At 39.3% G+C, this 25,456-nt stretch carries 21 protein-coding genes; 13 read left to right on the forward strand and 8 right to left on the reverse strand.

What is annotated here, in order from left to right; genetic code table 11:
- Positions 1-33: 33 nt before the first annotated feature.
- Complete coding sequence (locus tag C1E24_RS15165; RefSeq protein WP_138482865.1) at positions 34-1,557, forward strand: tryptophan halogenase family protein; 1,524 nt, start codon at positions 34-36, stop codon at positions 1,555-1,557.
- Positions 1,558-1,565: 8 nt separating this feature from the next.
- Positions 1,566-3,098, forward strand: a complete 1,533-nt coding sequence (locus tag C1E24_RS15170) for a tryptophan halogenase family protein (protein WP_240722031.1) — start codon at positions 1,566-1,568, stop codon at positions 3,096-3,098.
- Between the two features lie 26 nt (positions 3,099-3,124).
- On the opposite strand, the gene C1E24_RS15175 is transcribed toward C1E24_RS15170, so the two are convergent.
- The gene (locus C1E24_RS15175; RefSeq protein ID WP_138482867.1) at positions 3,125-3,787 is read right to left on the reverse strand and encodes a DUF6445 family protein; all 663 of its coding nucleotides are present in this window, start codon (positions 3,785-3,787) and stop codon (positions 3,125-3,127) included.
- A gap of 30 nt (positions 3,788-3,817) precedes the next feature.
- On the opposite strand from C1E24_RS15175, the gene C1E24_RS15180 reads away from it, so the two are divergent.
- The 7 genes from C1E24_RS15180 to C1E24_RS15210 all read left to right on the forward strand — a co-directional run bounded on the left by C1E24_RS15180 (position 3,818) and on the right by C1E24_RS15210 (position 12,058).
- Positions 3,818-4,795, forward strand: a complete 978-nt coding sequence (locus tag C1E24_RS15180) for a cupin-like domain-containing protein (protein WP_138482869.1) — start codon at positions 3,818-3,820, stop codon at positions 4,793-4,795.
- Positions 4,796-4,895: 100 nt separating this feature from the next.
- On the forward strand, positions 4,896-5,606 hold the full coding sequence (locus tag C1E24_RS15185) for a SapC family protein (protein ID WP_138482871.1): 711 nt from the start codon (positions 4,896-4,898) through the stop codon (positions 5,604-5,606).
- A 135-nt stretch (positions 5,607-5,741) separates the two neighbouring features.
- Positions 5,742-6,770, forward strand: a complete 1,029-nt coding sequence (locus C1E24_RS15190; protein WP_138482873.1) for an isoaspartyl peptidase/L-asparaginase family protein — start codon at positions 5,742-5,744, stop codon at positions 6,768-6,770.
- An 82-nt stretch (positions 6,771-6,852) separates the two neighbouring features.
- Entirely contained in the window at positions 6,853-7,281 is a 429-nt protein-coding gene (locus C1E24_RS15195) for a CBS domain-containing protein (protein ID WP_138482875.1), read from the forward strand.
- Positions 7,282-7,402: 121 nt separating this feature from the next.
- Complete coding sequence (gene hrpA, locus C1E24_RS15200) at positions 7,403-11,287, forward strand: ATP-dependent RNA helicase HrpA (RefSeq protein ID WP_138483042.1); 3,885 nt, start codon at positions 7,403-7,405, stop codon at positions 11,285-11,287.
- Positions 11,288-11,374: 87 nt separating this feature from the next.
- A complete protein-coding gene (locus C1E24_RS15205) occupies positions 11,375-11,758 on the forward strand; it encodes a response regulator (RefSeq protein ID WP_138483044.1) in 384 nt (127 codons plus the stop codon).
- A 9-nt stretch (positions 11,759-11,767) separates the two neighbouring features.
- Positions 11,768-12,058 (forward strand): PilZ domain-containing protein, encoded by a 291-nt coding sequence (locus C1E24_RS15210; RefSeq protein WP_138482877.1) that lies wholly within the window; start codon positions 11,768-11,770, stop codon positions 12,056-12,058.
- A 65-nt stretch (positions 12,059-12,123) separates the two neighbouring features.
- On the opposite strand, the gene C1E24_RS15215 is transcribed toward C1E24_RS15210, so the two are convergent.
- Together C1E24_RS15215 and smpB are read right to left on the reverse strand one after the other, a co-directional pair.
- Positions 12,124-16,311: a DEAD/DEAH box helicase gene (locus C1E24_RS15215; protein WP_138482879.1), complete on the reverse strand. Its 4,188-nt coding sequence runs from the start codon at positions 16,309-16,311 to the stop codon at positions 12,124-12,126.
- Positions 16,312-16,375: 64 nt separating this feature from the next.
- Positions 16,376-16,858: an SsrA-binding protein SmpB gene (gene smpB, locus C1E24_RS15220; protein ID WP_138482881.1), complete on the reverse strand. Its 483-nt coding sequence runs from the start codon at positions 16,856-16,858 to the stop codon at positions 16,376-16,378.
- Between the two features lie 140 nt (positions 16,859-16,998).
- Here smpB and C1E24_RS15225 point away from each other — a divergent pair, with 140 nt between their 5' ends.
- Positions 16,999-17,433: a type II toxin-antitoxin system RatA family toxin gene (locus tag C1E24_RS15225; RefSeq protein WP_138482883.1), complete on the forward strand. Its 435-nt coding sequence runs from the start codon at positions 16,999-17,001 to the stop codon at positions 17,431-17,433.
- A complete protein-coding gene (locus C1E24_RS15230) occupies positions 17,433-17,747 on the forward strand; it encodes an RnfH family protein (RefSeq protein ID WP_138482885.1) in 315 nt (104 codons plus the stop codon). The genes C1E24_RS15225 and C1E24_RS15230 overlap by 1 nt, the downstream gene beginning before the upstream one ends.
- Before the next feature lie 65 nt (positions 17,748-17,812).
- Here the strand turns inward: C1E24_RS15230 and C1E24_RS15235 are convergent, their stop codons facing one another.
- Positions 17,813-18,172, reverse strand: coding sequence for an outer membrane protein assembly factor BamE (locus tag C1E24_RS15235; RefSeq protein ID WP_138482887.1), 360 nt, complete (start codon positions 18,170-18,172; stop codon positions 17,813-17,815).
- A gap of 119 nt (positions 18,173-18,291) precedes the next feature.
- Between C1E24_RS15235 and C1E24_RS15240 the strand changes: the two genes are divergently transcribed.
- Positions 18,292-18,603: a GIY-YIG nuclease family protein gene (locus C1E24_RS15240; RefSeq protein ID WP_138482889.1), complete on the forward strand. Its 312-nt coding sequence runs from the start codon at positions 18,292-18,294 to the stop codon at positions 18,601-18,603.
- Here C1E24_RS15240 and C1E24_RS15245 read toward each other — a convergent pair.
- The 4 genes from C1E24_RS15245 to ilvC all read right to left on the reverse strand — a co-directional run bounded on the left by C1E24_RS15245 (position 18,531) and on the right by ilvC (position 24,248).
- Positions 18,531-19,460 (reverse strand): M28 family peptidase, encoded by a 930-nt coding sequence (locus C1E24_RS15245; RefSeq protein WP_240722032.1) that lies wholly within the window; start codon positions 19,458-19,460, stop codon positions 18,531-18,533. The two genes, C1E24_RS15240 and C1E24_RS15245, sit on opposite strands and share 73 nt — an antisense overlap.
- Complete coding sequence (locus C1E24_RS15250) at positions 19,387-20,562, reverse strand: tetratricopeptide repeat protein (RefSeq protein WP_138482891.1); 1,176 nt, start codon at positions 20,560-20,562, stop codon at positions 19,387-19,389. The genes C1E24_RS15245 and C1E24_RS15250 overlap by 74 nt, the downstream gene beginning before the upstream one ends.
- Positions 20,563-20,717: 155 nt before the next feature.
- Positions 20,718-22,631 (reverse strand): methyl-accepting chemotaxis protein, encoded by a 1,914-nt coding sequence (locus tag C1E24_RS15255; protein ID WP_138482893.1) that lies wholly within the window; start codon positions 22,629-22,631, stop codon positions 20,718-20,720.
- Between the two features lie 147 nt (positions 22,632-22,778).
- A complete protein-coding gene (gene ilvC, locus C1E24_RS15260) occupies positions 22,779-24,248 on the reverse strand; it encodes a ketol-acid reductoisomerase (protein WP_138482895.1) in 1,470 nt (489 codons plus the stop codon).
- A 115-nt stretch (positions 24,249-24,363) separates the two neighbouring features.
- Between ilvC and ilvY the strand changes: the two genes are divergently transcribed.
- The gene (ilvY, locus tag C1E24_RS15265) at positions 24,364-25,278 is read left to right on the forward strand and encodes an HTH-type transcriptional activator IlvY (RefSeq protein WP_138482897.1); all 915 of its coding nucleotides are present in this window, start codon (positions 24,364-24,366) and stop codon (positions 25,276-25,278) included.
- Positions 25,279-25,456: the final 178 nt, after the last annotated feature.

Genomic DNA, 25,456 nt, shown 5'->3' on the forward strand with positions numbered 1-25,456 from the left:
ATGCTGGGCTTTTTAGTTTCTAAAAGGTGAAGTATGAATACGATCACAATAGTCGGTGGTGGTACCTCAGGTTGGATGACTGCTGTATTACTTAATCAAGCATATAACAAATTTGGTCAAACAGTAAAAGTTAGGCTTATTGAAAGCCCTGATATCGATATTGTGGGTGTAGGTGAAGCAACTGTACCAGCGATAAAGGACTTTCTTCAAGCAGTAGGTATTGATGAAATGGACTTTATGAAACATACAAATGCCACTATTAAGACAGGTATTTTATTCAAAAATTGGTGCGCGCCGAGTAATGATGGCCAAGTTCATACTTATATGCATCCATTTGACCAAGAAAAAGTAGAAAAAAGGTTAGATGTAGCAACTTCATGGTTATTATCTGAACGGAGAAAGCCTTATGATCAAAGTGTTTCTATTGCCCATGCTTTAGCGCAAAAAAACCTGACACCAAAAGTAATGAACAGTAAAAGTTTTCAATCTATCGTGCCATATAGCTATCACCTAGATGCAAGGTTGTTTGGGCAGTATTTACGTGATTATGCATGTGCAAAAGGGGTTGAGCGAATCGAAGCACATGTTTCTAGTGTAAATTCTAGTGGTAATATTATTGACTCCTTAGATACAACCAAAGGTACTTTTAAGTCAGATTATTTTATAGACTGTACTGGGTTTAGAGGCCTTTTAATTAGTCAAGTTGATGACGATTCCAACTGGCACAGTTATAGAGACTCGCTGTTTTGTGATAGAGCTGTAACTGTTCAAACACCGCATGAAGCGGGTTATTCGTCTAAAAGTTATACTGAGTCTTATGCGTTAAATGCAGGTTGGGCTTGGAAAATAGATCTACAGAACCGAACAGGTAATGGATATGTATATTCAAGTAGGTATATAGACTCTAAGACTGCTGAAAACGAATTTAGAACCCACCTTAATTTACCAGATGGTACTCAATTTAACCACATTGAAATGAAAGTTGGCCGCAGGAAGCAGCAGTGGGTTGGTAATTGTGTTTCTGTCGGCTTATCAAGTGGTTTTATTGAGCCTTTAGAGTCAACGGGTTTGCACCTAATATATTTGGCTGCAAGATTTTTTGTTTTGCACAATAACTTCTCAGGAAACAGCCAAAGTAATATTGATAACTTTAATCTGACTATGTGTAAAACATATGATGAATTAAAAGACTTCATCGTGCTCCACTATGTGCTTTCAGATAGAAAGGACACAGAATTTTGGCGAGATGTACACAAAACTTTAGATTTTTGTCCCGAATTATCCAAAAGATTAGAGCTGTGGAAATCTAAGGTCTGTGAATTTTTTGATGTGTCTGACTCTACGTCACATATGTTTTCTGATACCAGCTATAGATATATTTTATATGGTATGAATTATTTCCCTGAATTAAAAATACCCACAATAGGCGGGGAGTTTGAAGATATTTTTCAATATCTTGATGAAAGAAAAAAACAAGCTTGCAATGCTGTTCTAAGTCATTCAGATTTCATAAATAAAATTCAGGGCAAAAGCAACTTTGTTTCTGTGAAGCTTTGAGGCAATGTATGAAAGATATCGAGATTAAAAATTATGTTGTGGTTGGTGGCGGAACTGCTGGGTGGATCACAGCAAGCCTACTTGCCACCAAGTTATCTCATGATAAAACCAAATCAGTAACCCTAATAGAGTCTCCAGATATTCCGATAATTGGAGTCGGGGAGGGAACTGTTCCTTCTATTCGTCAGACGCTTAAAAGAATAGGGATCAGTGAATCTGAACTAATAACAAAATGTGATGCAACTTTTAAACAATCTATTAAGTTCGCTAACTGGATGGATAAAGAAACGCATGGTGAAAAAAACTTTTATCACCATCTTTTTGATTACCCTTTCCCTTTCGGTGACAATTTACTGCCCTTTTGGCATAAGAAAAAAGGGTCAAGTTTTGCTGAAATGGTGTCAATTCAACAGCATTTAGCTGAACTAAATTTAGCACCTAAAAATATAACTGATGCTGAATTCACTGGTATTTCTGATTATGCATACCATTTTGATGCACATAAATTTGCTCAACTGTTGAAGGAAAATGCAGTTGAAAAATTAGGTGTGAATTATATTTCCGATAATGTTGAAGACGTGACTATTGACTCGGAAATAGGAATTTTAGCCTTGAAGCTACAAAAAAATGGGATGACAAAGTACGATTTTTATATTGATTGCTCAGGTTTTACGAGTCTAATACTAGGTCAGAAGTTAGCTGTGCCTTTTATAGATAAGAGTAATGTCATATTTTCAAATAAGGCGTTAACGGTTCAAATACCTAATCTCGACAAAGAAATTCCTCCTTTCACTATATCAACAGCACATCAAGCTGGCTGGATATGGGATATCGCGCTTTCAACTAGACGTGGTATAGGCCTAGTCTATTGCGACAGGTATATGTCTGAAGATACCGCAAGAGAAAAACTTGAAAAATATGTTGGAAATCCATTAGAAGAATTTAATGTTAGAAAAATTGACATGAAGATAGGTTACAGGGAGCAAGCCTGGAATAAAAACTGTTTGGCAATTGGTCTTTCACAGGGGTTTGTTGAACCTTTAGAAGCAACAGCAATTCTGCTTTCTGATTTTTCTGCTAATCTGTTTTGTAATAAACTTCCTGAGCATGCGTCTGATTTAGAGGACTTTGCAAAGCACTTTAATAAGCGTATTACCTACACTTGGGAAAGAGTGATAGATTTTGTTAAACTTCACTACTGTATTTCAAATCGCACTGATAGTCAGTTTTGGCTTGATAATAGAGATATGTCATCTATTCCAACTAGTCTAACTGAAAAGCTTTCTTTATGGATGAAAAGTTACCCTAGCAAAGACGATTTCTTCTCTAAATTTGAGGTTTTCGATTTAGAGAATTATTTATATGTTTTAGCTGGGATGGATTTTTCTTTCAAAGATTTAAAAATGAGTGATCATGAGTTAGCACGCTATGAGAATCAAACAAATCAAGTGCTTAAAACGTTTGAGGAATATAAAAATAGATTACCAAAACAACGTGAATTAATTAAAAAAGTGTTTGAGAATGGTTTTCCAAAAATTTGAAAAACCATAAACTCTACTCGACAGGTTTATATTTCAAAAAAAGAGGCTACAGTCAATCGGCCTCTTTTTGGATTTGCTGAGATACTTTTAGCTTTGTTTATATCGGCACAATGAAGTAAATTACTCGGATAAATGACAATTCTGTTGAATTTTGCCTCGACAGAAAAGACACTTTCAAATAAATCATTGTTATTTGTTAGGTATCCTCTCTGTTTATTATTGTTTAGAGCATCTTGCATCAGTTGCACATTTTTAGGTGTTATTTTTATATCACCAGAAGGTATATGCTTATAAATAGATGTTCCGCCGTATTGACTATCGCAAAGATAGTGAACACTTGCATATTGGCAGTCTTCAAGAGAATCCACATGAGGAAGTGATTGGAATTCGTTTATTTCTTCATCGGGGATAGTTATTAAGCTGAGCATACACCTATGAATATAAGTTTCACTTTCAAACAGCTCATTCAATAGCTCTTGTAAACAAGCTTCATAAGGTCTAGGCATTAAATCCCTAATACCTGGGTACAAAGTACCATCTTTACCTGGCGGGTTAAAATAAGCTGTTTCGCATGCAAAAGACACTATGTCATCAGGCTCAGATAAAAAATTATCAATCACATAAATGACATCGTTGTCATTAATCTTTGTTTTCTGTATTGTTATTTTTTTACTTAATGATAGTTTCATAAGTCAATTTTTATATATGGGTTAGGTGGTATGGCAATAACAGAAGTTGGAAGGAAGGAGTTCTTTGATAATTTAGAAACCTTTATTAATTTTAACCTTCCGGTAAAAATCTCGGATTTTCATCACGCGAGCCATAGTTCAATTGATTTAAATAATATAACAGAAATTCTTAAAGAAAATGTAGTTTCTGAACAGATTCATTATTCAAAATTAGCTGAAGAGTTTGCAGGTAGATACTTTTACAATGATCGTGTAAATGCTCTAAATTTTGAACATCATACATGCTCCTTTAGTGATTTTTTTAATCTATTAAAAGACCCTAACACCAATAAAAGCTTTTACGCAGCTCAAGCGATTCCTTTAAATATAGTTTTTAATAATTTTGTTAAAGATACTTTTCAGTGCCGTGAGTTAAAAGAGGATGTTGATGCTAGGCTTTGGCTAGGGAACAAATGTAATACTGCAGCTCACTTTGATTTTTCTCACAATATTGCACATGTGCTGAAAGGACGAAGAGAGTTTAAATTGTTTCCGACCCATCAAATTCAGAATTTATATGTGGGACCTATATCTTTAACACCAGGAGGCACTCCGATAAGCATGGTTGATGTTGTTAACCCTGACTTTGATAAATTTCCGAGGTATGAAGCGGCTCTACAACATGCTGTTGATGTTGCATTGGAGCCTGGTCAAGCTGTCTTTATTCCAAATTTGTGGTGGCATGCTGTGCAATCACTAGACTCTGAAAATATTTTATTAAATTATTGGTGGAAAGAATTAAACAACGAAGGTAGCTTACCGTATGATAGCCTAGTGTTTTTAATGTCCTTTATTCCTAGCCTGCCTATTCAAGAAAGAAAAGCATGGAAAGAAATATTCAATTATTATGTTTTTCAGACTGAAACTGATCCCAAATCTCATTTGCCTGATGACTTGCATGACATATTGATGAACTTATCACATAACGATCTTATGAGTATCAGAACATGGTTTAAGGGTAAATTATAAAGTTTTTTATTTTGCGAAAATTACTCTTCCAATTTAGAAACAAAACCTTTAGCCTAAGCGAACTAAAAGTAATAATTACGTAAATGAATGGAGTAGTATTATGGCAGAGCAACAAGTGCAGCCTTTACATAACGAGAAGCATGCCAACAAAAAAGTAAAAAATGGCATCAACGTTGAATTTTTAAAATCACAGCACTTAATGCCAGTAGTAGCGCATGAGTTTGCGCGTGTAGCAACTGAATTCCCAATGGCGTTTGTAAAAAACACTGAGAATGGACAATTTCAACCAGTTGTTATGTTTGGTTTAGAGCCAGGTGAAAACTTATTTGTACAAGATGGCAAGTGGACAGCTGGTTTTGCACCTTTAGCTGCTGCTCGTTACCCGTTTGGTCTTGTGAAGCACCCTGAAGAAGATCAATTTGGTATTGTTATCGATGAAGCAAGTCCATTAGTTGGTGAAGAAGAAGGGAACGCGTTATTTGCTGATGGCAAAGAAACTGAATACCTAGAGCGTCGTAAAGAAGCGCTAGTAAACTATGTTGAATTTGCACGTGTTACTGAAGCGTTCACTGCTTACTTAGCTGAGAAAGAGCTTTTAGTTCAACAAACCTTAACAGTTGAAATCGCTGGTGAGAAAAAAGACATCAACGGTATCTACCTTGTTGACGAGCGCAAGCTAAATGAATTAAGCGATGAAGCATACTTAGAGCTACGTAAGCGTGGCTACCTAGCGCCTATCTTCTCTTTCTTAACGTCTACTCACCAAGTAGCTCGTTTAGCGCGCTTAAAAGCACAGCGTCAAGCTAGCTAATTATTAAGCGTTTGAAAAAAAGCACCTGTAGGTGCTTTTTTTGTGCCTGCAATTTGGTTAATTAAGTTTGACTCGTTTTGTTGCAATTTAGTTACAAACTTCCCAAGATGAACTAAAAAAGTCCAAGGATAAAATATGAATAAGAAATCTCTATTAGCGGCTATAGGTATTGCTATATCGAGTTTTGGCGCGATGGCACAAACGCAACCTATTGCAATCGCAATTCATGGTGGTGCGGGTACAATTGAAAAAAGCCGTTTTACACCAGAGCAAGAGAAAGCCTATAGAGCAAAGTTAGAAGAAGCAGTAGAAGCAGGATATAAAGTGCTTGAGTCTGGTGGTGAGAGTCTAGACGCTGTCACCAAGGCGATAAATATTTTAGAAGATTCGCCTTTTTTTAATGCTGGTAAAGGCGCTGTTTATACTTATGACGGTTCTCATGAATTAGATGCATCCATTATGGATGGCCGAAATCGTCAAGCTGGGGCAGTTGCTGGGGTAAAAACGGTTAGAAACCCAATTGATTTGGCTCGCTCAGTGATGGAGAACTCTGTCCATGTGATGCTGAGTGGAGCAGGCGCCGAGCAATTTGCAAAACACCAAGGCTTCGATTTTGTAGACAATAGTTACTTTGATACCAAACACCGATATGAAGCCCTTATCAAAGCTAAAAAGAAGCTTGATGCGGCTAATAAAACCAGCAAGGATTATCAGGCTGCGCACCAAGCACTGGCAAACGAATATAAGATGGGCACAGTCGGAGCTGTTGCTTTAGACAAAAATGGTAACTTGGCTGCTGGCACATCGACAGGTGGTATGACTGCAAAGCGCTTTGGCCGTGTGGGTGATTCGCCGATAATAGGGGCGGGTACATTTGCTGATAACCGCTCTTGTGCTGTTTCGGCGACTGGTCATGGCGAGTATTTTATTCGTTACAGCGTTGCCAGTGATATTTGTGCAAGAGTCGAGTATCAAGGTAAGTCAATTGAACAAGCGGGTAAAGAAGTGATCAACGATGTTCTCATGCCTATCGGTGGTACAGGTGGTGTGATCATTGTGGACACCAAAGGCAATATCAGTATGCCATTTAATACCAAAGGTATGTATCGAGCCAGTAAGTCTTCATCACAAGATACTCAGATAGGTATTTTCAAAGACGATTAACCGTTAATTTTTTGAAAATACAGGCAACTCCATGATAGCCAGCTATATTTAATTTAGCTGGCTTTTTTAATGGAGCGAAATAATGCATTCAATCAAAGTAAAAGACTATCTAAATCATCGTCCAGTTACCTTCTCTCAAGATATGCGCATAGAAGCTGCAGTAGAAAAACTATTGCAAAGTGGTCAGTCGGGTGGCCCCGTTATTGATGAGAATAAGAAAGTAATAGGTTTTTTGTCAGAGCAAGATTGCTTAAAAAAAATGTTAGAAGCAACTTATCAAAACGAGTCTCACAGTGTGGTGTCTGATGTCATGAATGCCGAGCCTTTTTGCGTTTCGGCTGATGACAGCATTGTACAAATGGCCGACAGAATGACTGTGAACACCCCAAAACTGTATCCGGTTTGTGATAGTGATGGTATTTTAGTTGGGGTAATTACTCGAGCACATGTTTTGTTAGCACTTGATAAACATCTGCATGATAATTATGAGTCCGGTCATCGATATGTGTAATTTGCACGCATAGCGATAGATTAAATAATCGTTCAATAGAACAACAACTTCAGTAATAGGCTCAGTAAACGGTTTTTGATATACTTGCCGCTGTTTTATTTTTTAAAAGAGTGTCGTGGAAGTGAGTGTAGGACCGCTATTTACTGAGCTAAAAACTTGCCTTAAGAAAGATCAGTTTATTTTTAAAAAACGCCTGCATGGTGTTAAAAAAATAAATGACGAGAATAAACAAAACAAAGTTATTGCTTCAATTAAGAAAGATATTGAGGCCAGTCAGTCGTTGCGTGTTACTCGCTTAGAAAACCTGCCAAAAGTAGATTACCCAGAGCAACTTCCTGTAAGCCAGAAAAAAGACGAAATAAAAAAAGCCATTGCTGAAAATCAAGTTGTAATTGTGGCGGGTGAAACGGGCTCGGGTAAAACCACACAGTTACCTAAAATTTGTTTAGAGCTAGGCCGTGGTGTTGACGGCTATATTGGTCATACTCAGCCTCGTCGATTAGCAGCAAGAAGCGTTGCAAATCGTATTGCCGAAGAACTGAATTGTGATTTAGGTGAAGAGGTTGGTTTTAAAATTCGATTTAGCGATCAGGTTGGCGACAACTCGTACGTTAAACTGATGACCGATGGTATTTTGTTGGCGGAAATTCAGAACGATCGTTATTTGAATCAGTACGATACGATTATTATTGATGAAGCCCACGAAAGAAGCCTTAACATTGATTTCATCTTGGGTTATTTAAAAAACCTGTTGCCTAAGCGTCCTGATCTAAAAGTTATTATTACATCAGCAACCATCGACCCTGAACGTTTTTCAAAACACTTTAATAATGCACCTATCATTGAAGTATCGGGTAGAACATACCCAGTTGAAGTAAGATATAGGCCAACACTTGATTTAGCTGGCAATGAAAGCGAAGCAGAAAACGACCAACTGCAAGGTATTTTTGATGCGGTTGATGAGTTATGTGCCGAAGGTCCTGGTGATATTCTTATTTTCATGAATGGTGAAAGAGAGATCAGAGATACCGCCGATGCGCTAGGTAAGCGAAATTTAAAGGGCGTAGAAGTCTTACCGTTATACGCCAGACTCTCAAATGCGGAGCAAAACCGTATTTTTGCCGCGCACAGTCATCGACGAATTGTCTTATCAACCAACGTAGCTGAAACATCACTGACTGTACCTGGTATTCGTTATGTGATTGACCCAGGTACTGCACGTATTAGCCGTTACAGCTACCGAACAAAAGTACAGCGTTTACCTATCGAGGCCATTTCACAAGCCAGTGCTAACCAGCGAAAAGGCCGCTGTGGTCGTGTGGCTTCAGGTATTTGTATTCGTCTGTATTCAGAAGAAGACTTTTTAGGTCGTCCTGAGTTTACCGATCCTGAAATCCTTCGTACTAACTTAGCATCGGTTATTTTACAAATGCTTGGCCTAGGGCTTGGCGATATCAGTGAATTTCCGTTTGTACAGGCACCTGATAGCCGTAATATTAATGACGGTATTGCCTTACTCGAAGAGCTTGAAGCCGTTCATCCTTCAAAAAGAAGACAGCAGACTAAGCTTACTCAATCTGGTCGAGCCTTGAGCCGCTTACCGATTGATCCTCGCTTGGCGAAAATGGTGTTGTCTGCTGAAAAGCTGGGCGCATTGCGTGAAGTCATCGTCATAGTTGCTGCTTTATCGATTCAAGATCCAAGAGAGCGCCCGCAAGATAAAAAAGGTGCATCAGATGAAAAACATGAGCGCTTTGCGCATCCTGATTCTGATTTCTTAGCATTCTTAAATTTATGGTATTACTTAGAGCAACAACAAGAAGAGTTAAGCCGTAGCCAATTCAGAAAGCTTTGTCAGAAAGAGTTCTTAGCCTACATGCGTATTCGTGAGTGGCAAGATATTGTTTATCAGTTAACCACAGTCTGTGAAGAAATGGGGATTAAGCTTACTGATAATCAGGCTGAAGTAGATAACGTTCATCAAGCTTTGCTCAGCGGTATGTTGAGTCATATTGGTTTTAAAGATGAAAAGCAGGTCTATAAAGGGGCGCGTAATAGCCAATTTCATATATTCCCAGGTTCTAGCCTTTTCAAAAAGTCGCCAAAGTGGTTGATGTCAGCAGAATTGGTTGAAACCAGTAAGCTGTATGCCCGCATGAATGCGAAAATTGATGTGACTTGGGTACCACCGATTGCACAACATTTAGTGAAGCGAAGTTTCAGCGAGCCTCACTGGGAGAAAAAGCCAGGCTGTGTGATTGCTTACGAGCAGCAAAGTCTGTATGGCATGATTATCGTCTCTAAGAAGCGTACCGTATATAGTCAAATTGACCCCGTTGTCAGCCGCGAATTATTCATTAAAGAAGCGCTGATTGCAGATCAACTTGGCCAACAAGAAGGCTTTTTGAAATATAACCAAGATCTAATTGATGAAATCCACACGCTTGAGAAAAAAGCCCGTCGTAGAGATATCTTAGTCGACGAAATTACTTTGTTTGAGTTCTACGATGAGAAAATTCCGCAAGAAGTAAATAACCGTGCTGCGTTCAACCATTGGTGGAAAAAACAAAAGCAAAAAGATAAGTGCTACTTGCATATGTCTCGAGACTATTTGATGCAGCATGGTGCGGAGCAGATCACTGAGTTTGATTATCCTGATACTTGGCAACAAGGTAATTTAATTCTGCCGTTGAGTTATCATTTTGAGCCGGGACAGCCTGTTGACGGTGTTACGGTTAATATTCCTTTGGCACTGCTTAACCAGGTTCAAGATGAAGGGTTTGACTGGCATATTCCTGCACTCAGACATGAACTTATATGTGGTCTCATCAAAAGCCTGCCGAAAACGTTAAGAAGAAATTTTGTTCCTGCACCAAATTACGCTGATGCAGTTTTAGCGAGTGTTGAGCCGATGCAAGGGCGTTTAATTGATGCACTTAGCAATCGTTTACTGAAAATGACAGGGGTTCGTGTTGCTGAAGAGCAATGGGATACCAGCACGTTAGATACGCATTTAGTGATGCAATTTGAAGTCGTTGATGAGAAAAATAAGGTTTTAGCTCACGGTAAAGATTTGCTGAAATTAAAAGCGCAATTACAAGGTCAAGTAACAAGTACACTGTCTAAAGTGGCAGAGCAGGGTATTGAACAAAGCGATCTCACTCAATGGGAGTTTGGTGAGTTACCAAAAGAGTACACTAAGAAGCAGGGTAACTATGAAATCAAAGCATTCCCTGCGTTGGTAGATAAAAAGTCCAGTGCTGCCATTGAATTATTCGATAATGAATTAAAAGCACAAGCTGCGCATCAGCAAGGGTTAAGGAGACTGGTGTTATTAAATGTACCGTCACCAATTAAATACTTGCAGCAGCATTTACCAAACAAGGCCAAACTGGGCTTGTATTTTAACCCATTTGGTAAAATACAAGATTTAATTGATGACTGTATTGCTTCTGGAGTGGATGCCTTACTACAAAAACATGGTGATATTCGAGATGAGCAAGCGTTTGAGCAGGTAAAAGAATTTATCCGTGGTGAGCTGGGTGATGCGGTAGTTGAAATTGCTACTCAGGTAGAACAAGTGTTGAGCGTTGCGCACGCCATAAATAAGCGTATGAAAGGCAAGGTTGACTTAACCATGATCACAGCACATGGCGACATTAAATCCCAGCTTGAATCTTTAGTCTTTAGAGGGTTTGTGAGTAAACACGGTGCTGAGAAACTCAATGATTTACTGCGTTATATGAAAGCCATTGAGCGTCGTTTAGAAAAGCTGCCTGTTGATCCAAATAGAGACAGATTGTGTACATTAGAGTTAGATAAAGTATCTCAAGAGTATCAGAAAAAACTGGCGAAAATTCCAAAAGGTTTGCCGGTTCCAAAAGAGCTTGAAAATATTTTTTGGATGCAGCAGGAACTAAGAGTGTCTTTGTTTGCTCAAACATTAGGGACACCTTACGCAATTTCTGCTAAGCGTGTTCTTAATGCACTTAAAGAGTGTGATTAATTGTCAATCCGCCTTGCAATTTGAGCTAGGCGAATTACCTTAATAAGAGGAACTAAATTGAGTATTGAAAAGGAAGTAGCATTGCCAATGACAACTCAAGTAAAAGCAAAACCAACGCCGCATGTGTTGGTGGTTGATGATGAATATTTTAATTTTGAAATGCTCACCACAGCGCTATCGAGTAACTTTGAGCTCAGTTATGCTGACTCAGGCAAGTCATGTTTGTCATCGGCTATCGCGAACCCACCTGATGCTATTTTACTAGATGTCTGTATGCCTGGTCTTGATGGCTATGACACTTGTCGGCTATTGAAAAATACGCCAGAAACAAAAGACATTCCAATAGTTATGCTATCAGGGCTTGAGTCTGAGCAAGAGCAACAAGCCGGATTCGAAGCAGGGTGCGACGCCTACGTAGTGAAACCTTTTTCAATGCAACAATTACTAGAAAAACTAAAATCAATGGTTTAGGAGTACTCTATGTTGCACGAAGATAAACGCCGCTTTATGCGTATGATGGTTAATGCTGAGGCAAAAATTTCAGTTTTAGAACAACAGCTCAATCTGGTTGGTAAATGCTTAGATTTGAGTGCGACAGGTCTTTCCATTGAGGTTGAACAACCATTAGAAGTCGACACCATACTAGATATTCATATTGACTCAAGCAGTGCCAGTATTCCACCTTTGAATGCCCACACTAAGGTTGTGCGTTGTGCGCAAGATGAGCAAGGTCAATATGTGTTAGGTGTTGAAATCGTTCAATTTAACTAAGAATATTCTTTCTTTGATGCTGGTGATTGAAGATGCTTCTTAAACTCTCAATCACCAAATCTTACTTAAAACGTTTCTTTTAACAAACCGAGTAATTCTTGCACACTTAGTGCATCTATTGCATTCCCCTCATCAAGTAACTTATCCGCAAGTTCTTTTTTATGCTCATGTAGGGCGAGGATTTTTTCTTCAATGGTTTGTTCTGCGACTAAGCGATAAACCGTGACAGGCTTAGTCTGGCCAATGCGGTGCGCGCGATCAGAAGCTTGGGCCTCAACCGCGGGGTTCCACCACGGATCAAGATGGATAACATAATCAGCTGCGGTAAGGTTTAATCCTGAGCCACCAGCTTTTAAGCTTATTAAGAATATTTCGCCTTCACCACGTTGGAACGCGTTAACACTGTGTTTGCGTTGCTCCGCAGGTGTTGCACCATCTATATAGTGAAAAGGTATTTGCTGTGCCTCTAATAGTGCTTTAACCGCTTGCAAGCTACCAATGAATTGACTGAATATCAGTGCTTTGTGTTTATTTTCTCTGAGCTCAACCAGCAACATAGTTAGTTGCTTTAACTTTGAACTTTCGATGTCGGTATCTGGTGATACCAAAGTGGGGTTACTACACGCTTGTCTTAGCTTGGTTAGCTCAGCAAAAATCTGCATGCGCTGTGTTGCTATACTTTGCTCTTTTTGAATTGTAGCCAGTTTCTCGACGGCATTGACTCTTATTGCTTCATATAAATGTCTTTCTTGCTCATTGAGCGGCACGTGAACATCTATATGTGTGCGTGGCGGCAGCTCAGTTAATACCTCAGATTTTAGTCGTCTGAGAATAAAAGGTTTAAGTAGAGTTTTTAAACCAAAGGCGGCTTTTTTGCCCTTTATTGGGTCTTCGTCACTTTGCTCAATAGGTTGAGCGAAACGGCGGTTAAAGGTTTTTAAGTTGCCTAATAGCCCGGGGTTTACAAATCTAAATAAGCTCCACAGTTCACTTAAATTGTTTTCAAGCGGCGTACCTGTGGTAATCATTCTAAAATCGGCTTTTAAAGCGCAAGCAGCTTGTGTTCTTTGCGATAACGGGTTTTTAAGTGCTTGTGCTTCATCAGCCACAATTGTTTGCCAGTTAATGGGTTTAAGTATATCAATATGACGCTGTAACATGGCATAGCTGATAATCAAGCATTCATTGCCAGTGAGCGCTCCAACAAATTCAGCCGTAGGGTTGTCCGCAAAGTTGAAAACACTCAGAGTGGGTGTAAATTTTTTTGCTTCTTGTTGCCAATTAAAACAGACCGAAGTAGGCGCAATAATCAACGTTGGCCCCTGTGATGCGCGAGCTTGGATCACAGCTAGCGCTTGTAATGTTTTACCTAAGCCCATGTCATCCGCTAAACATGCGCCTGCACCCCAATGAGCTAACTTCATCGCCCACTGAAAGCCTTCAATTTGGTAGTGGCGTAAATCGGCATTTAAATAAGGCGAAAGCTTGGGTTGCAACTTTTCAGCTTCAAACATACGCTGGGTTTGTTGTTCCCAGCTATGCAAGGTTTTCATGCGCATACCAGACATGGCTTCATTGATCACTTTGCCTGCAAGTGGATGAAACTGTCCGTGCTCGCTAGCCATATTGATGGTATCGAGTCGAGCTTTTAGTTGCTCTGACAAGCACAGTACTTGAGCAGACTCTAGCTTGATAAAGCGGCTACCACTTTGTTCGGCTAACTGCAGTAAATGCTTAACAGCTATTACTTTGCCATCATCTAGTTGTAGCCCACCTTGTAAATTAAACCATTCGTTTTGACGGTACATTGCAAGCTGTAAATGCTGCGTTTGCAGCTCTGGTGATAAAGAAAGGGTTTTACCTTTCGGCCATCGTAATAATAAAGGCAATGAGGCCTGCTCTTGTTTGCTGATCTCTTCGAGCTTTAATAACACTTCATACGCATCTTGAGATACTGACACTTTAAGCTGGTTATCTGTCATCGCCTGAAAGGCGGGGCAGAGTACATCTAAACGTTCAAGTAACTGCTGTTCAAGCGCTAAATTTCGAGATGTGCTTAGCCGCTCATGATTTATTAATGCAGAGATATGCTTTGCGCCGATAGCCGGTTTAAAAGCAGGACCTTCTTCACCTAATGGCATCACGATACATGTAAACACTAAACCCTCTTGATAGGGTTGTATGTTGATGACGAGTTTATTATTCGTAGTAATTAGTTTGGTGGTTGATGTTTGGCTATCTGCTTCTGATTTATTGTCTAAACTACTTTGAATATCAATCAAAGGCGCTATGGCTTGCACACTTTGCAACAGCTCAGCTTCTGCTGAAATAGGCAAAACAAGCCCTTCTTCGCGGATAATGCGAGCTACTTTTAAATGCTCGGTTTCAAAGGTGCTAAAGCCATATTCATCAGACTGTATTTGATAAAAAGAGAAAACAGGGGCTTCGCGTTCTAATGATTTGGGTAAATGACTGATTGAAACATGGATCTCTTGTTGATGCTTGTCGATTAGCACAGCGGGGGAGTGCTCAGAAATACTGATTGGCATCGTAAAGTCATCGTTGAGATAAATGTTCGGTGCGCCTTTGATTGCCCTGAGGGCTTTAAGACCCGTTAACTGATACTGAGTGCCTATACCTCGATAATCTTCAAAAGCAAGCTTTTCAATAGCTTGAATGATGGTTTTGTCTTTTACAGTTAAGCAGTTTAATGAACTTGATGATTCTACTAACCGTTTGGCTGAAATTGGCTTTCCATTACTCCAACCTTGAGCCGACCTACTTTGTATTCGTGCAGTGAAGTAGGAATGCTCATCTGCAAAGTGTAATTCCCAGATTAATCGCTCATCGCTATTTGATTGAGCACTATCGGGTTTAGATAGATTAGTAAGCGCTTTCAGTTGCGATAAAGCTCTATCCCATCTTGGCTTGGCTTTAATGCTTTGGGTAAAATCAATCGTAAGTGGTGTCGATTCATGACGTAACTGACGAGCAAGATTAGCAAATAGAGTCAGCTCGCCTTGATCAAAATTGCTCACGAGCGTATTCACTTGTTCTCTATTTAAATTTTCAGTTTTAGCAGTCCAACACTGAGCGTAGAGGGTGAGCAAAGCCGCGATATTCTCTGAAAATACCGAGTGTTTAACGTTGTTTATTACGTCATTTAAATAAGCAGGTTCTGCCTTCTGAATAGCTTGAGTCAGCTCAATGAATATAGACGCGATGAGTTTGTCGAATGAGTCTGAGTGCTTATTATTTTTCTGTTGTTTACACAACTCAACGAGTTTTATCAGCTTACTTGGCTGATTGTCGGCACCTTGTAATAGCAGCGCAAACTTTTGGACTAACCCAAAGACGCCAAGTAAGTAGTCAGACTTTTTACCGTAGAGCTTATTTTTAAGTTTGATGGCTTGCTCGAATTCATCAACAGATTCTTTTATTTTTCCGTTGAACAAACTAATAGTAGCCAGTATTTGTCTGTGATACACCGACTTAGCTTCGCCAGCTAATAAGGCTGCTGCTTGTTTACATTCACCTTGGAGTACTAAATGCTCGCCGTAGAGCAATTTGAGTGGTAAAAATTGACAATCTTGGAGCACATTTTTTAGCAAACTCAGCGGGTAGCTGAGTGATGCGCCTTTTTGCTTTCTAAACGTTAACCAAGTCGCAAATGCTTGATATTGAATGCTTTCAGGCAGCTCTGTAAAAGCCGATTCGTTGAACGGCATAAAGCAACATTCAAGCAGAATTTGGTTTCTTTTATGGTCAATGAGTTGCGGGTTTTTATCCAGGCGAAGATGTTTTTCTAGGCTCTTAAATTCTTTGAGGTAGAAATAGTCGCGGGCGAGCCTTTGCTCATCTTGGAAGGTTTTCTCCCAATCATATAGCTGTAAAACGGGCACAACGTCTTCAGCGAGCTTTAGAATGGGTAAAAAGCTCCCTTGATAAATACTGAGCTCTGTTAATTTATTTGCTAGAAGCGGTTTGACCTTGTGAACATCGTCTTTTGCACTGAATAGTCCACTTTGCGCTAACACTTCAATATCTGGATTACTAAACCGTAATAAATTAGTAGGCCAATCAATTTGGGTTTGATTACTTAGCTTTCGGCAAAGCTGATTGATATGTCCACGACTCAAAGGCTTATAAACGACGGCCAATACCATCAACAGCTTTTGTTGTTCAATATTGAGTGTTTCGTATAGCTGAAACAATAGATTTTGTTGCTGTGCAGTATGTTCTGAAATAAGCATGTGGGTTTGGCGTCGTTTGAAAAAATAAACCCCAGCATGCTGGGGTTTAGAGTAATTATATTGTTTATCTGGCTTTATGCTTCATTAAGCGCTCTTTATCGCGCGACCAGTCTTTGTCTTTGATATCGGCGCGCTTATCGTGCATCTTCTTACCTTTGGCTAAATGGAACTCCAATTTAACCCAGCACTTTTTCCAATACATTGCAGTTGCAACCAATGAAAAGCCATCGCGCTCAGTTGCACCAATCAATCTATCTAATTCACGCTTCTTGAGAAGCAGCTTACGATATCGCATTGGATCACAAATCACGTGAGTTGATGCACTGTTTAATGGTTGGATCTGAGCACCAAGTAAAAATGCTTCGCCGTCTTTAAGATGAATATAAGTATCAGAGATATTTACTTTACCTGCTCGGATACTTTTAACTTCCCAGCCTTGTAGTTCAATACCAGCTTCGAACTTATCGTGTAAAAAATACTCGTGTCGCGCTTTTTTGTTTAGCGCGATAGTATTGCTGTTTGCTTTTGGTGATTTTTTCTTTGCCATAATGGCGTAGTCTACCTACAAATGATCTGATTAAACAGGGCTTTTTTAGCTTTGTTACTTATTTTTACCCACTCATGCTTTGTAAACAAGATAATTATTAAAAAGCTTGCTAAAATCGCGTCAAAGCAAGTGGAGTAGCTATGCCGCAGATTGAAAAAAGTGCGCTGGTGATGTACAGCAGCCAAGAAATGTTTGACCTAGTCAATGATGTAAATGCGTACCCTGCATTTTTACCAAATTGTTCCAACGCAAAAATTATTTCTGAGGATGAGTCTTCAATGACCGCCAGTTTAGAAATATCGAAAGCGGGCCTTAAAAAGTGGTTCACAACAAATAATCGTTTAGCAGGTAACAAAGTTGAGATGAAATTGGTTGACGGTCCTTTCAAATCACTAAATGGTTATTGGGAGTTTACAGCGCTTGATGAGCAAGCATGTAAAGTGTCTTTAAAACTAGAATTTGAATTTGCCAGTAAATTAATTGAGATGGCATTCGGTAAAGTATTTAACGAAGTCGCCAAGAACATGGTTGTTGCGTTTACACAACGTGCTAAAACCGTATATGGGGTGAGATAATGATTAAGGTTGAAGTTGTTTTTGCATTACCAGACACTGCAACCTCGCTGTCTGTCGATGTTGCTGAAGGCTCAACGGCTGAGCAAGTAGTTTTACAATCAGGTATTGCAGATAAGTGTCCTGAAATTGATTTATCGAATTTAGCACTTGGTATTTGGAATCGCACTGTTAAAAACCATCAAGTGGTGAAAGAGGGTGATAGAATAGAAATTTATCGTCCTTTGATTGCCGACCCAAAAGCAGCAAGAAGACAAAGAGCTGAAAAAGCGAAAGAAGAAGGTCGTGCCAACAAAATAACCGGTGGCAGAGCATAATTATTTATAAGAGAATGAAAAAAGGGCTTTAAGCCCTTTTTTTCATTTAGGAAAGTAGATGTTAATTATTGCTCGAGTGGGATATTAAACTCTTCTGGCTCTTCAAAATCACCACTAATTCTCGCAAGAAGGCCATTCTCAAAATAAACGACTAAAGATTTTCTATGCTCAGAATCTCGACCAATATTTAGCGTGTAGCTATAGTGCCAGCTGTCATTTGAAAAAGCATCTTTTGCAACTGGGCTCCCCAAAACATAAAGCACTTGCTCTTGGGTCATCTGAACGCGTAGTTTATCTACGTCACTTTGTTCTAAAAAGTTGCCTTGTGGAATACTAATTCGATATACCCAACTTGAACAGCCAGACAACATAACAGTCATAACTACTGCACTTAGCCAAACAGCGAGGGATTTTTTTACTAGCATTTATTTTTTGATCCTTATTCTTTTATTGTTTGCATCATACCGATTGCGTACAGAAGGTAAAGTTTCTTGATACACTTTGACGGTATGAAGTTAAAAAAGTTTCTTAATAGGTAAAAAAAGTGGCCCAAGATATAAAGGTTTGGTCTGTCTACATTGTCGAAAGTAGGTTGGGGCATTGGTATACGGGGATCACCAACAACGTTGACGCTCGAGTTGAGGCACATAATGCTGGTAAAGGCGCAAAAAACCTAAAAGGCAAAGCGCCCATCAAATTGATTTATAATAAAGCAGTCGGTGATAAAAGTACGGCCGCGAAATTGGAATGGCATCTTAAAAAGCTAAACAAAGTTCAAAAGATTCAATTCGTGGAGTCTAATGGAATTTGCGCTAATGAGACGATAAAGTCACTGATAGATTCAACCACAGCTTGATACTTTTCAAAGTTCATATTGTCTAATGTGTCTTTTTTAGTGTGATGTTTATCATCAATCCCCATACCAAAGTAGATATACGGTATTTTCTTCAAACTAAACGCGTAATGATCACTGGCCTTATGCCAGTTGATACGATTGTCATTGAGCTTTTTGTGCAGCCTAAACTGAGACGAAGTAGAAAATACCTTAAATGGATTTTCTTGCTGTTTAAATTGCTCAATGTATTTTTTGGCTTTTTTATCATGAAGTGCGTACAGAGTGTTTCTGTTATTAATGGCTAACATATCCAAATTAATATTTAAGGCATATCCATTAATGTCAGTTTCACTCACATAATGTTTAGCACCATAGAGCCCCTTTTCTTCCGCGTCAGTAGCTAAAAATATTACGTCACTAAATCGAGTTTGCTCTTTTAAGACTTTTGCGATTGCTAATAATGCAGCAGTACCTGTCGCATTATCATTGGCGCCTGCATAGAAGCTATTCTCTCGCCCACCTAAATGGTCATAGTGGGCGGTGATGACTAACTTTTTGCCACACTGGTCAACAGTGCAGGGTAACGTCGCGATGACGTTGTGCCCCAGCTTTTTGCTAAAGAACCCATTTTTAAATTCAAAGCTTTGATAATTAACTTCAATACCTAAACTCTGAAAACGCTCATGTAAAAATTGAGCTGTGATATTGGGAGTCGGGCTGCCAGCTTCTCTTCCTTGATGCTCAGAGCTGGTTAAAACACTCATATCTTCATACAAACGCGTCGACGCGCTGGCAGCATTGGCGTTAGCGACTAGCCAAATACTTAAAAGCAGCCAGCTTACCCTCATAGCGTCGTTTATCGTGATTGAACTCTGCATTTTTAAGCGCCAGTTTGAGATAACGTTCTGCACGACTAAGGTTTCCTTTGTAATAATAGACTTTAGCTAAGCCAAAATAACTGTCATGAAGGTCATTATCAAGCTTTCTCGCTTCATTAAAAAAATGAAGTGCTTTGTTTAGTTCATTTTTAGCGATGGCCTCATTACCTTTTACAATCATATAGAAAGGATTGCTTTTTCGCTTGTTTTCTAATTTAGTTTCGATTTCGAATGCTAAGCTTTCTCGGTTAGTTAAACGGTATAACAGTGCGGTATTGCCCAACGCTGTGTTGTTATTTGGGTCAACAATCAAAGCGTGTTGGTAGGTCCTTTCTGCAAGGTCGTGCATGTTGTTTATACGATAGAGTATCCCAAGATTTCCCCAAGCACCTGAGTAAGCTGGGTCTAGTTCGATTGCTCCTTTAAAATAGCTATAAGCTAAGTCATATTCAGCTCTGATCATATGCATTGCACCGCGGTTGTTGTAAAACATAGCAGTGATCCTGTTTTTACTGATTCTGCTCGTTTTAAATTTTTGCTCTCTACTGTTAGGATCAAAATCGACGGTAATAGAGGTGGGTTCTAGAAAGAATATTTTGTTTGCTTCATCTCTGAGAGGTGCTTTTTTGATGATGAGATTAACATGACCAGTAAGTAGGCTATAACCTTGGCTTTGATCCCAATACTCTGGAATATGAACACGTTGAAATTGTGTTGAGAGACCTAAATGCTCTGCGAGACTATGCGCTAAGATTGAAAGAGAAAGACAATTTGCATTGAGATTATAAAAAGCGTCAGATGCGACTAGATTAGCGCCACTTTGATAAGCTAGTGTACTGTCTCCATTATCCATTAAAAAATTGAGTAGTTGCTTGGCTTGTCGTATTGGAGATGCTTTGTCTTTAATATAGTGGTCAAGTTGCGTTTTTATGTCTTCATTGAGAGCAAAAACTTCATCTTGAGAGACAATCTCTTTTTGTTCAAATACCGATGTGTTTATTAGTGCGTAATTAATGTCAGGTGTATTGGATTGGGTGCTCTGACATCCTGCTAAATTGAGTAATAGCAGCAATGCAATTAGTGTTGATGAAATGTGCTTCATACATAACCCCTTACAGCTAGTCATTATTTAAGCCTAGATGAAGAAATGGGGTTGTTGTATTTTTAATCGTTACAAATTATTACGCATATTGCGCTAGCTTATAAAAAAAGAGCAGTGTGAGTGCTGCTCTTTTTTAGAAAAGTAAATATTTTTAATTACTTACTATCGAAACTCATAACTAAACCATCGAGTGTTTTCGCTGACTCGGCAAGGGCTTCAATAGCTTGTGAAATTGCTTGTGTTTCATCGACAACATTATCACTGGCTGCGCTGATCTGTTCAATGTTTAGTCCAACTTCAGCAACAACATTGCTTTGCTCTTCAGTAGCAGCTGCGATAAGAGTAGTCATATCATTGATTTGGTTTGATGTTTCGCTAACGTCCTTCAGCAGATCAACAGAGTTCTGCATACTCATAACACTATGTTCAGCTTGACTTCTAGATTGCGTGATCTGCGATACAATGTTTTCTGCGGCAACAGTGAGTTCATTAATGGTGTTATGGATCTCATCAGTAGATTGAGATGTTCTGCTTGCCAACGCACGCACTTCGTCTGCCACGACTGCAAAACCACGACCATGCTCACCAGCTCGAGCTGATTCAATTGCAGCATTGAGTGCCAGTAGGTTTGTTTGCTCTGAGATCCCTCTGATCACTTCTACAATACTTGCGATTGAGCGGGTACGCTCAACGAGAGAGTTAACCTGCTCAGCCATACTATTTATGTCATCCGCAAGCTGTCCTAATGTAATCTGAGATTGGGCAATTTCTTGTTCACTGTGCTTAACCGTATTTTTACTTGATTCAGTCAATTGTGCAGAGTTATTCGCATTGCCAGCAATCTCTTGCACCGTTGCGCCCATTTCGTTAATCGCAGCCGCTACAGATAATGTTTGAGATTTTTGCTCATTTAGGGCGTGGCAAGTTCGATTACTTTGCTCTGTTAGTTTAAGGCTGGTGGCACGAATTTCATGGCTTTCATTTGCCACTTGTTTGATAGCTTGCTCTATCTTGGCAATAAACTGATTAAAGCCATCACTGAGCTCTTGCAGCTCTGGTTGTGTTGATTCTGGTAATCGATAATTTAGTCTTGCATCGCCACTTCCTAAGTTGGCAAACAGTTGCGCAATTTTAGAAAGTGGGGCTGCCAATGTACGAGCTAAGAAAAAGCTGACTAAGCAAGCAAAAATCGCAATGATGCTGGCATATCCAACAATCTGCCATTGTAGACTACGTATTTCGGTATAAACCTCATGCTCTGGTACTTGTGCCACAACATATAAATTTGTGCCTTTGATTGGCTGACTTGCAATCACTTGTGCTTCATTATTCAAAGAAACATTAATCAAGTTTGACGCGTTATTTTGTAAAAGTGCGTTGGAATTTGTACTGCCATACAAGTCTTTCAAGGATTGTGCTTGAGTTGAGCGACTATCAGGGAACAACTTAATTGCGCCAGTATTATCAACCACGAAAACAAACCCTGTTTGCTCAAGTGTGAATTGACTGAGCATGCTCTGCATATCAGTGACACTTTTCGCAAGGCCTGCTAAACCAATACCATTCAACTGCTGGTGGTTCACGAACATATTCACAGCACCAGTGGTTTCTCTAAAAATACTGATGGAGTAAGCTTCACCTGATTGCGTGAAACCATAAAACCAGCCGTCTTCTTGATGGTTCAAAACACGTAAGAATCCATGTTGATTCCAGTACTCAGCTGTTTCACGGTTTGCCCATGACGCGGTTGCTAAGTCAAACTGTTTTGCAATACGTTGTAATTCAGAGACAAGTAGGGTGTCATCCTGTCGGTGGTTTTTAGCATTGGCTAGAATGAACTGATTACTTGAAAGCAGCTCTGCAGCATCTTTCATTTGCGCAATTTGTTTCTCTATAGATTTACTTATATTTTCTACTTTACTAGGCAATTCAGAGTGTAACATGCGTCTTTCGACCATGCCTTTTGCCTGGTAGGTAGAGATAACCCCAATGAGTGTTGCAACGATAATTGCGATTAAACTACCGAGGAGCGAGATTTTTACTGTAATGGATAAACTATTCGCTTTCATATTACTTATTTTGATAACGAGTTAAGTAATTATTCTAGCATAGGAATTCTTATCTACTATTGAAGTTTATTTAAAATTGTAAACAAATAGTAAAAAAGCCCAAAACTTTACAGTTATTGGGCTTGGTTTCTAACAAGCGAAACGTTTCTAAACAATCTTTTTCATCGCTGACATATAGCCGCGTAATGTTTCACCGACCTTCTCGACAGGGTGGTTTCTGATAGCACTGTTAATAGCAATTAGAGATTGATTATCAACAAAGTTATCTGAGCTTAAACCTTCTCCAATAACATCAGTTTCGATGTTTTTCATGAAATCCTGAAGCAATGGTAAACATGCATGATTATATAAATAACAGCCATACTCTGCCGTATCTGAGATAGTACGGTTCATTTCGAATAGTTTTTTACGTGCAATTGTATTTGCGATTAACGGTGTTTCGTGAAGCGACTCATAATATGCTGACTCTTCAATAATGCCCGCGGCAGTCATGGTCTCAAACGCAAGTTCAACACCTGCTTTTACCATAGCAACCATTAAAATACCTTTGTCGAAGAAAGCTTGTTCAGAAATTTCTTCCCCCGTATTTTCTTGCTTCTCGAATGCCGTTTCAGCGGTTTCTGCGCGCCACGAAAGAAGTTTGGCGTCGTCTTCTGCCCAATCGGCCATCATACCGCTTGAGAACTCGCCGCTGATGATGTCGTCCATATGCTTGTTGTACAGAGGACGCATGATCTGCTTTAGCTCTTCACTTAGCTCGAATGCTTTTACTTTTGCAGGATTGCTTAAGCGGTCCATCATGTTGGTGATGCCACCATGCTTAAGTGCTTCGGTAATCACTTCCCAACCGTATTGAATAAGTTTTGACGCGTACGCGGCATCAACGCCTTTTTCAACCATTTTATCGAAACAAAGTAGCGAGCCAGTTTGTAACATACCGCAAAGGATAGTTTGCTCACCCATAAGATCTGATTTTACTTCGGCAATGAAAGATGACTTAAGTACACCTGCTCTGTGACCACCAGTACCAGCTGCATAAGCTTTTGCTTGTTCAAGGCCTTTACCTTCTGGATCATTTTCTGGGTGAACCGCGATTAGCGTTGGTACACCAAAGCCTCGCTTATATTCTTCACGCACTTCTGTACCTGGGCACTTAGGGGCAACCATGATCACAGTGATGTCTTCACGTACTTGCATACCTTCTTCAACAATATTGAAGCCATGAGAATATGCCAGGGTTGAGCCTTGTTTCATCAGTGGCATAACCGCTTCAACGACATTGGTGTGTTGTTTGTCTGGAGTAAGGTTAAGCACTAAGTCCGCAGTAGGAATAAGTTCTTCATAAGTGCCAACTGTAAAACCGTTTTCTGATGCATTAACGAACGAAGCACGCTTTTCAGCAATCGCAGAATCGCGCAGGGCATAACTGACATCTAATCCTGAATCACGCAAGTTTAAACCTTGGTTTAGACCCTGTGCGCCACAACCAACGATTACCAGTTTTTTACCTTCTAGGGCTGCAACGCCGTTTTCAAATTCTTTTGGGTCCATAAACTCGCATTGAGCAAGTTGTGCTAACTGTTCGCGTAAAGGAAGAGTATTAAAATAATTCGCCATGTTAGAGCCTTTTAAAAAAAGTGTTTGTCTAGATACGAGTTTGAGGATAGGGGGTAGTTTTGGTTTCGTAAAATGATATATTTGAATTACTGTATTTCAATTTTTGAAATGTAAAATGGACCATAAACAACTTAAGTATTTCTTAGCGCTGGCTGATACCTTACATTTTGGCCGAGCAAGTAACCTTTGCTTTATTAGTGCACCAACACTGAGCCGACAAATAAAACAATTAGAAGAAGAAGTCGGCGTACCCTTATTTATTAGAGATAACCGCAGTGTGTCATTAACTTCTCAAGGAAAAGCCTTTGTTGACTATGCTAATGCAACGCTAAATCAATGGCGGCTTTTTAAAGGGCAATGTCAGACTGAACAACAGGTTTTATCGGGAGAAGCTGACTTATATTGTTCTGTTACGGCAAGTTATAGCTATATATATAAATTGTTTGCGGCATTTCGTAAAAAATACCCAGATGTAGAGTTGAATCTAAATACTGGCGACCCAGCCCTTTCAATATCGAACGTCCAAGCTGAAAAAGCGGATTTAGCCGTTGCAGTTAAACCAAGGGAGCTACCAGCAGGTCTTGCTTATACAAAGCTAGGTGAAGCTAAGTTGCTGATGATAGCGCCGACAATGGAGAGTCCACTTTCCGACACTATAAATGCAATGCCTATAAAGACACTTGAGTGGTCAAAGCTCGAATATATTGTACCAGAGCAGGGCGTATTAAAAGAAAGATTAGATGAGTTCTGTGCAGAGCAAAGCTTTAAGCCGAAAGTCTATGCGCATGTATCAGGTCATGAAGCAATCGTGGCCCTTGTCAGTTTGGGGTTTGGTATCGCTTTAGTACCAGATGTTGTTTTATCTCAAAGTCCTTTTAAGCAGCAAGTGAGAGTATTACCTATTGATAGCGGTAACACTGATATAGAAATTGGCTTGATTGCTAAATCTACAAGGTTAAAAGATCCTGTTAATTTGGCTATTTGGCAGACTGCACAACAAATATTTAATGATAGCATCGAGAATAATTGATAATAGCACAATAAATATAAAGTAATTGATATTGATTCTCATAAAGGTTATTGAATTGCCCTTTTGAAGGGGGTTATCTATATTGTTGATTTAAATTGACTTTGTTTGATTTCTCCATAGGGTTGAGAATATTTTTCACACTCTTTTTTGACAAAAGTACTATTTATGACAGTGTAAA

The sequence above is a fragment of the Pseudoalteromonas phenolica genome, from assembly GCF_005876835.1.
Lineage (GTDB): Bacteria > Pseudomonadota > Gammaproteobacteria > Enterobacterales > Alteromonadaceae > Pseudoalteromonas > Pseudoalteromonas phenolica_B.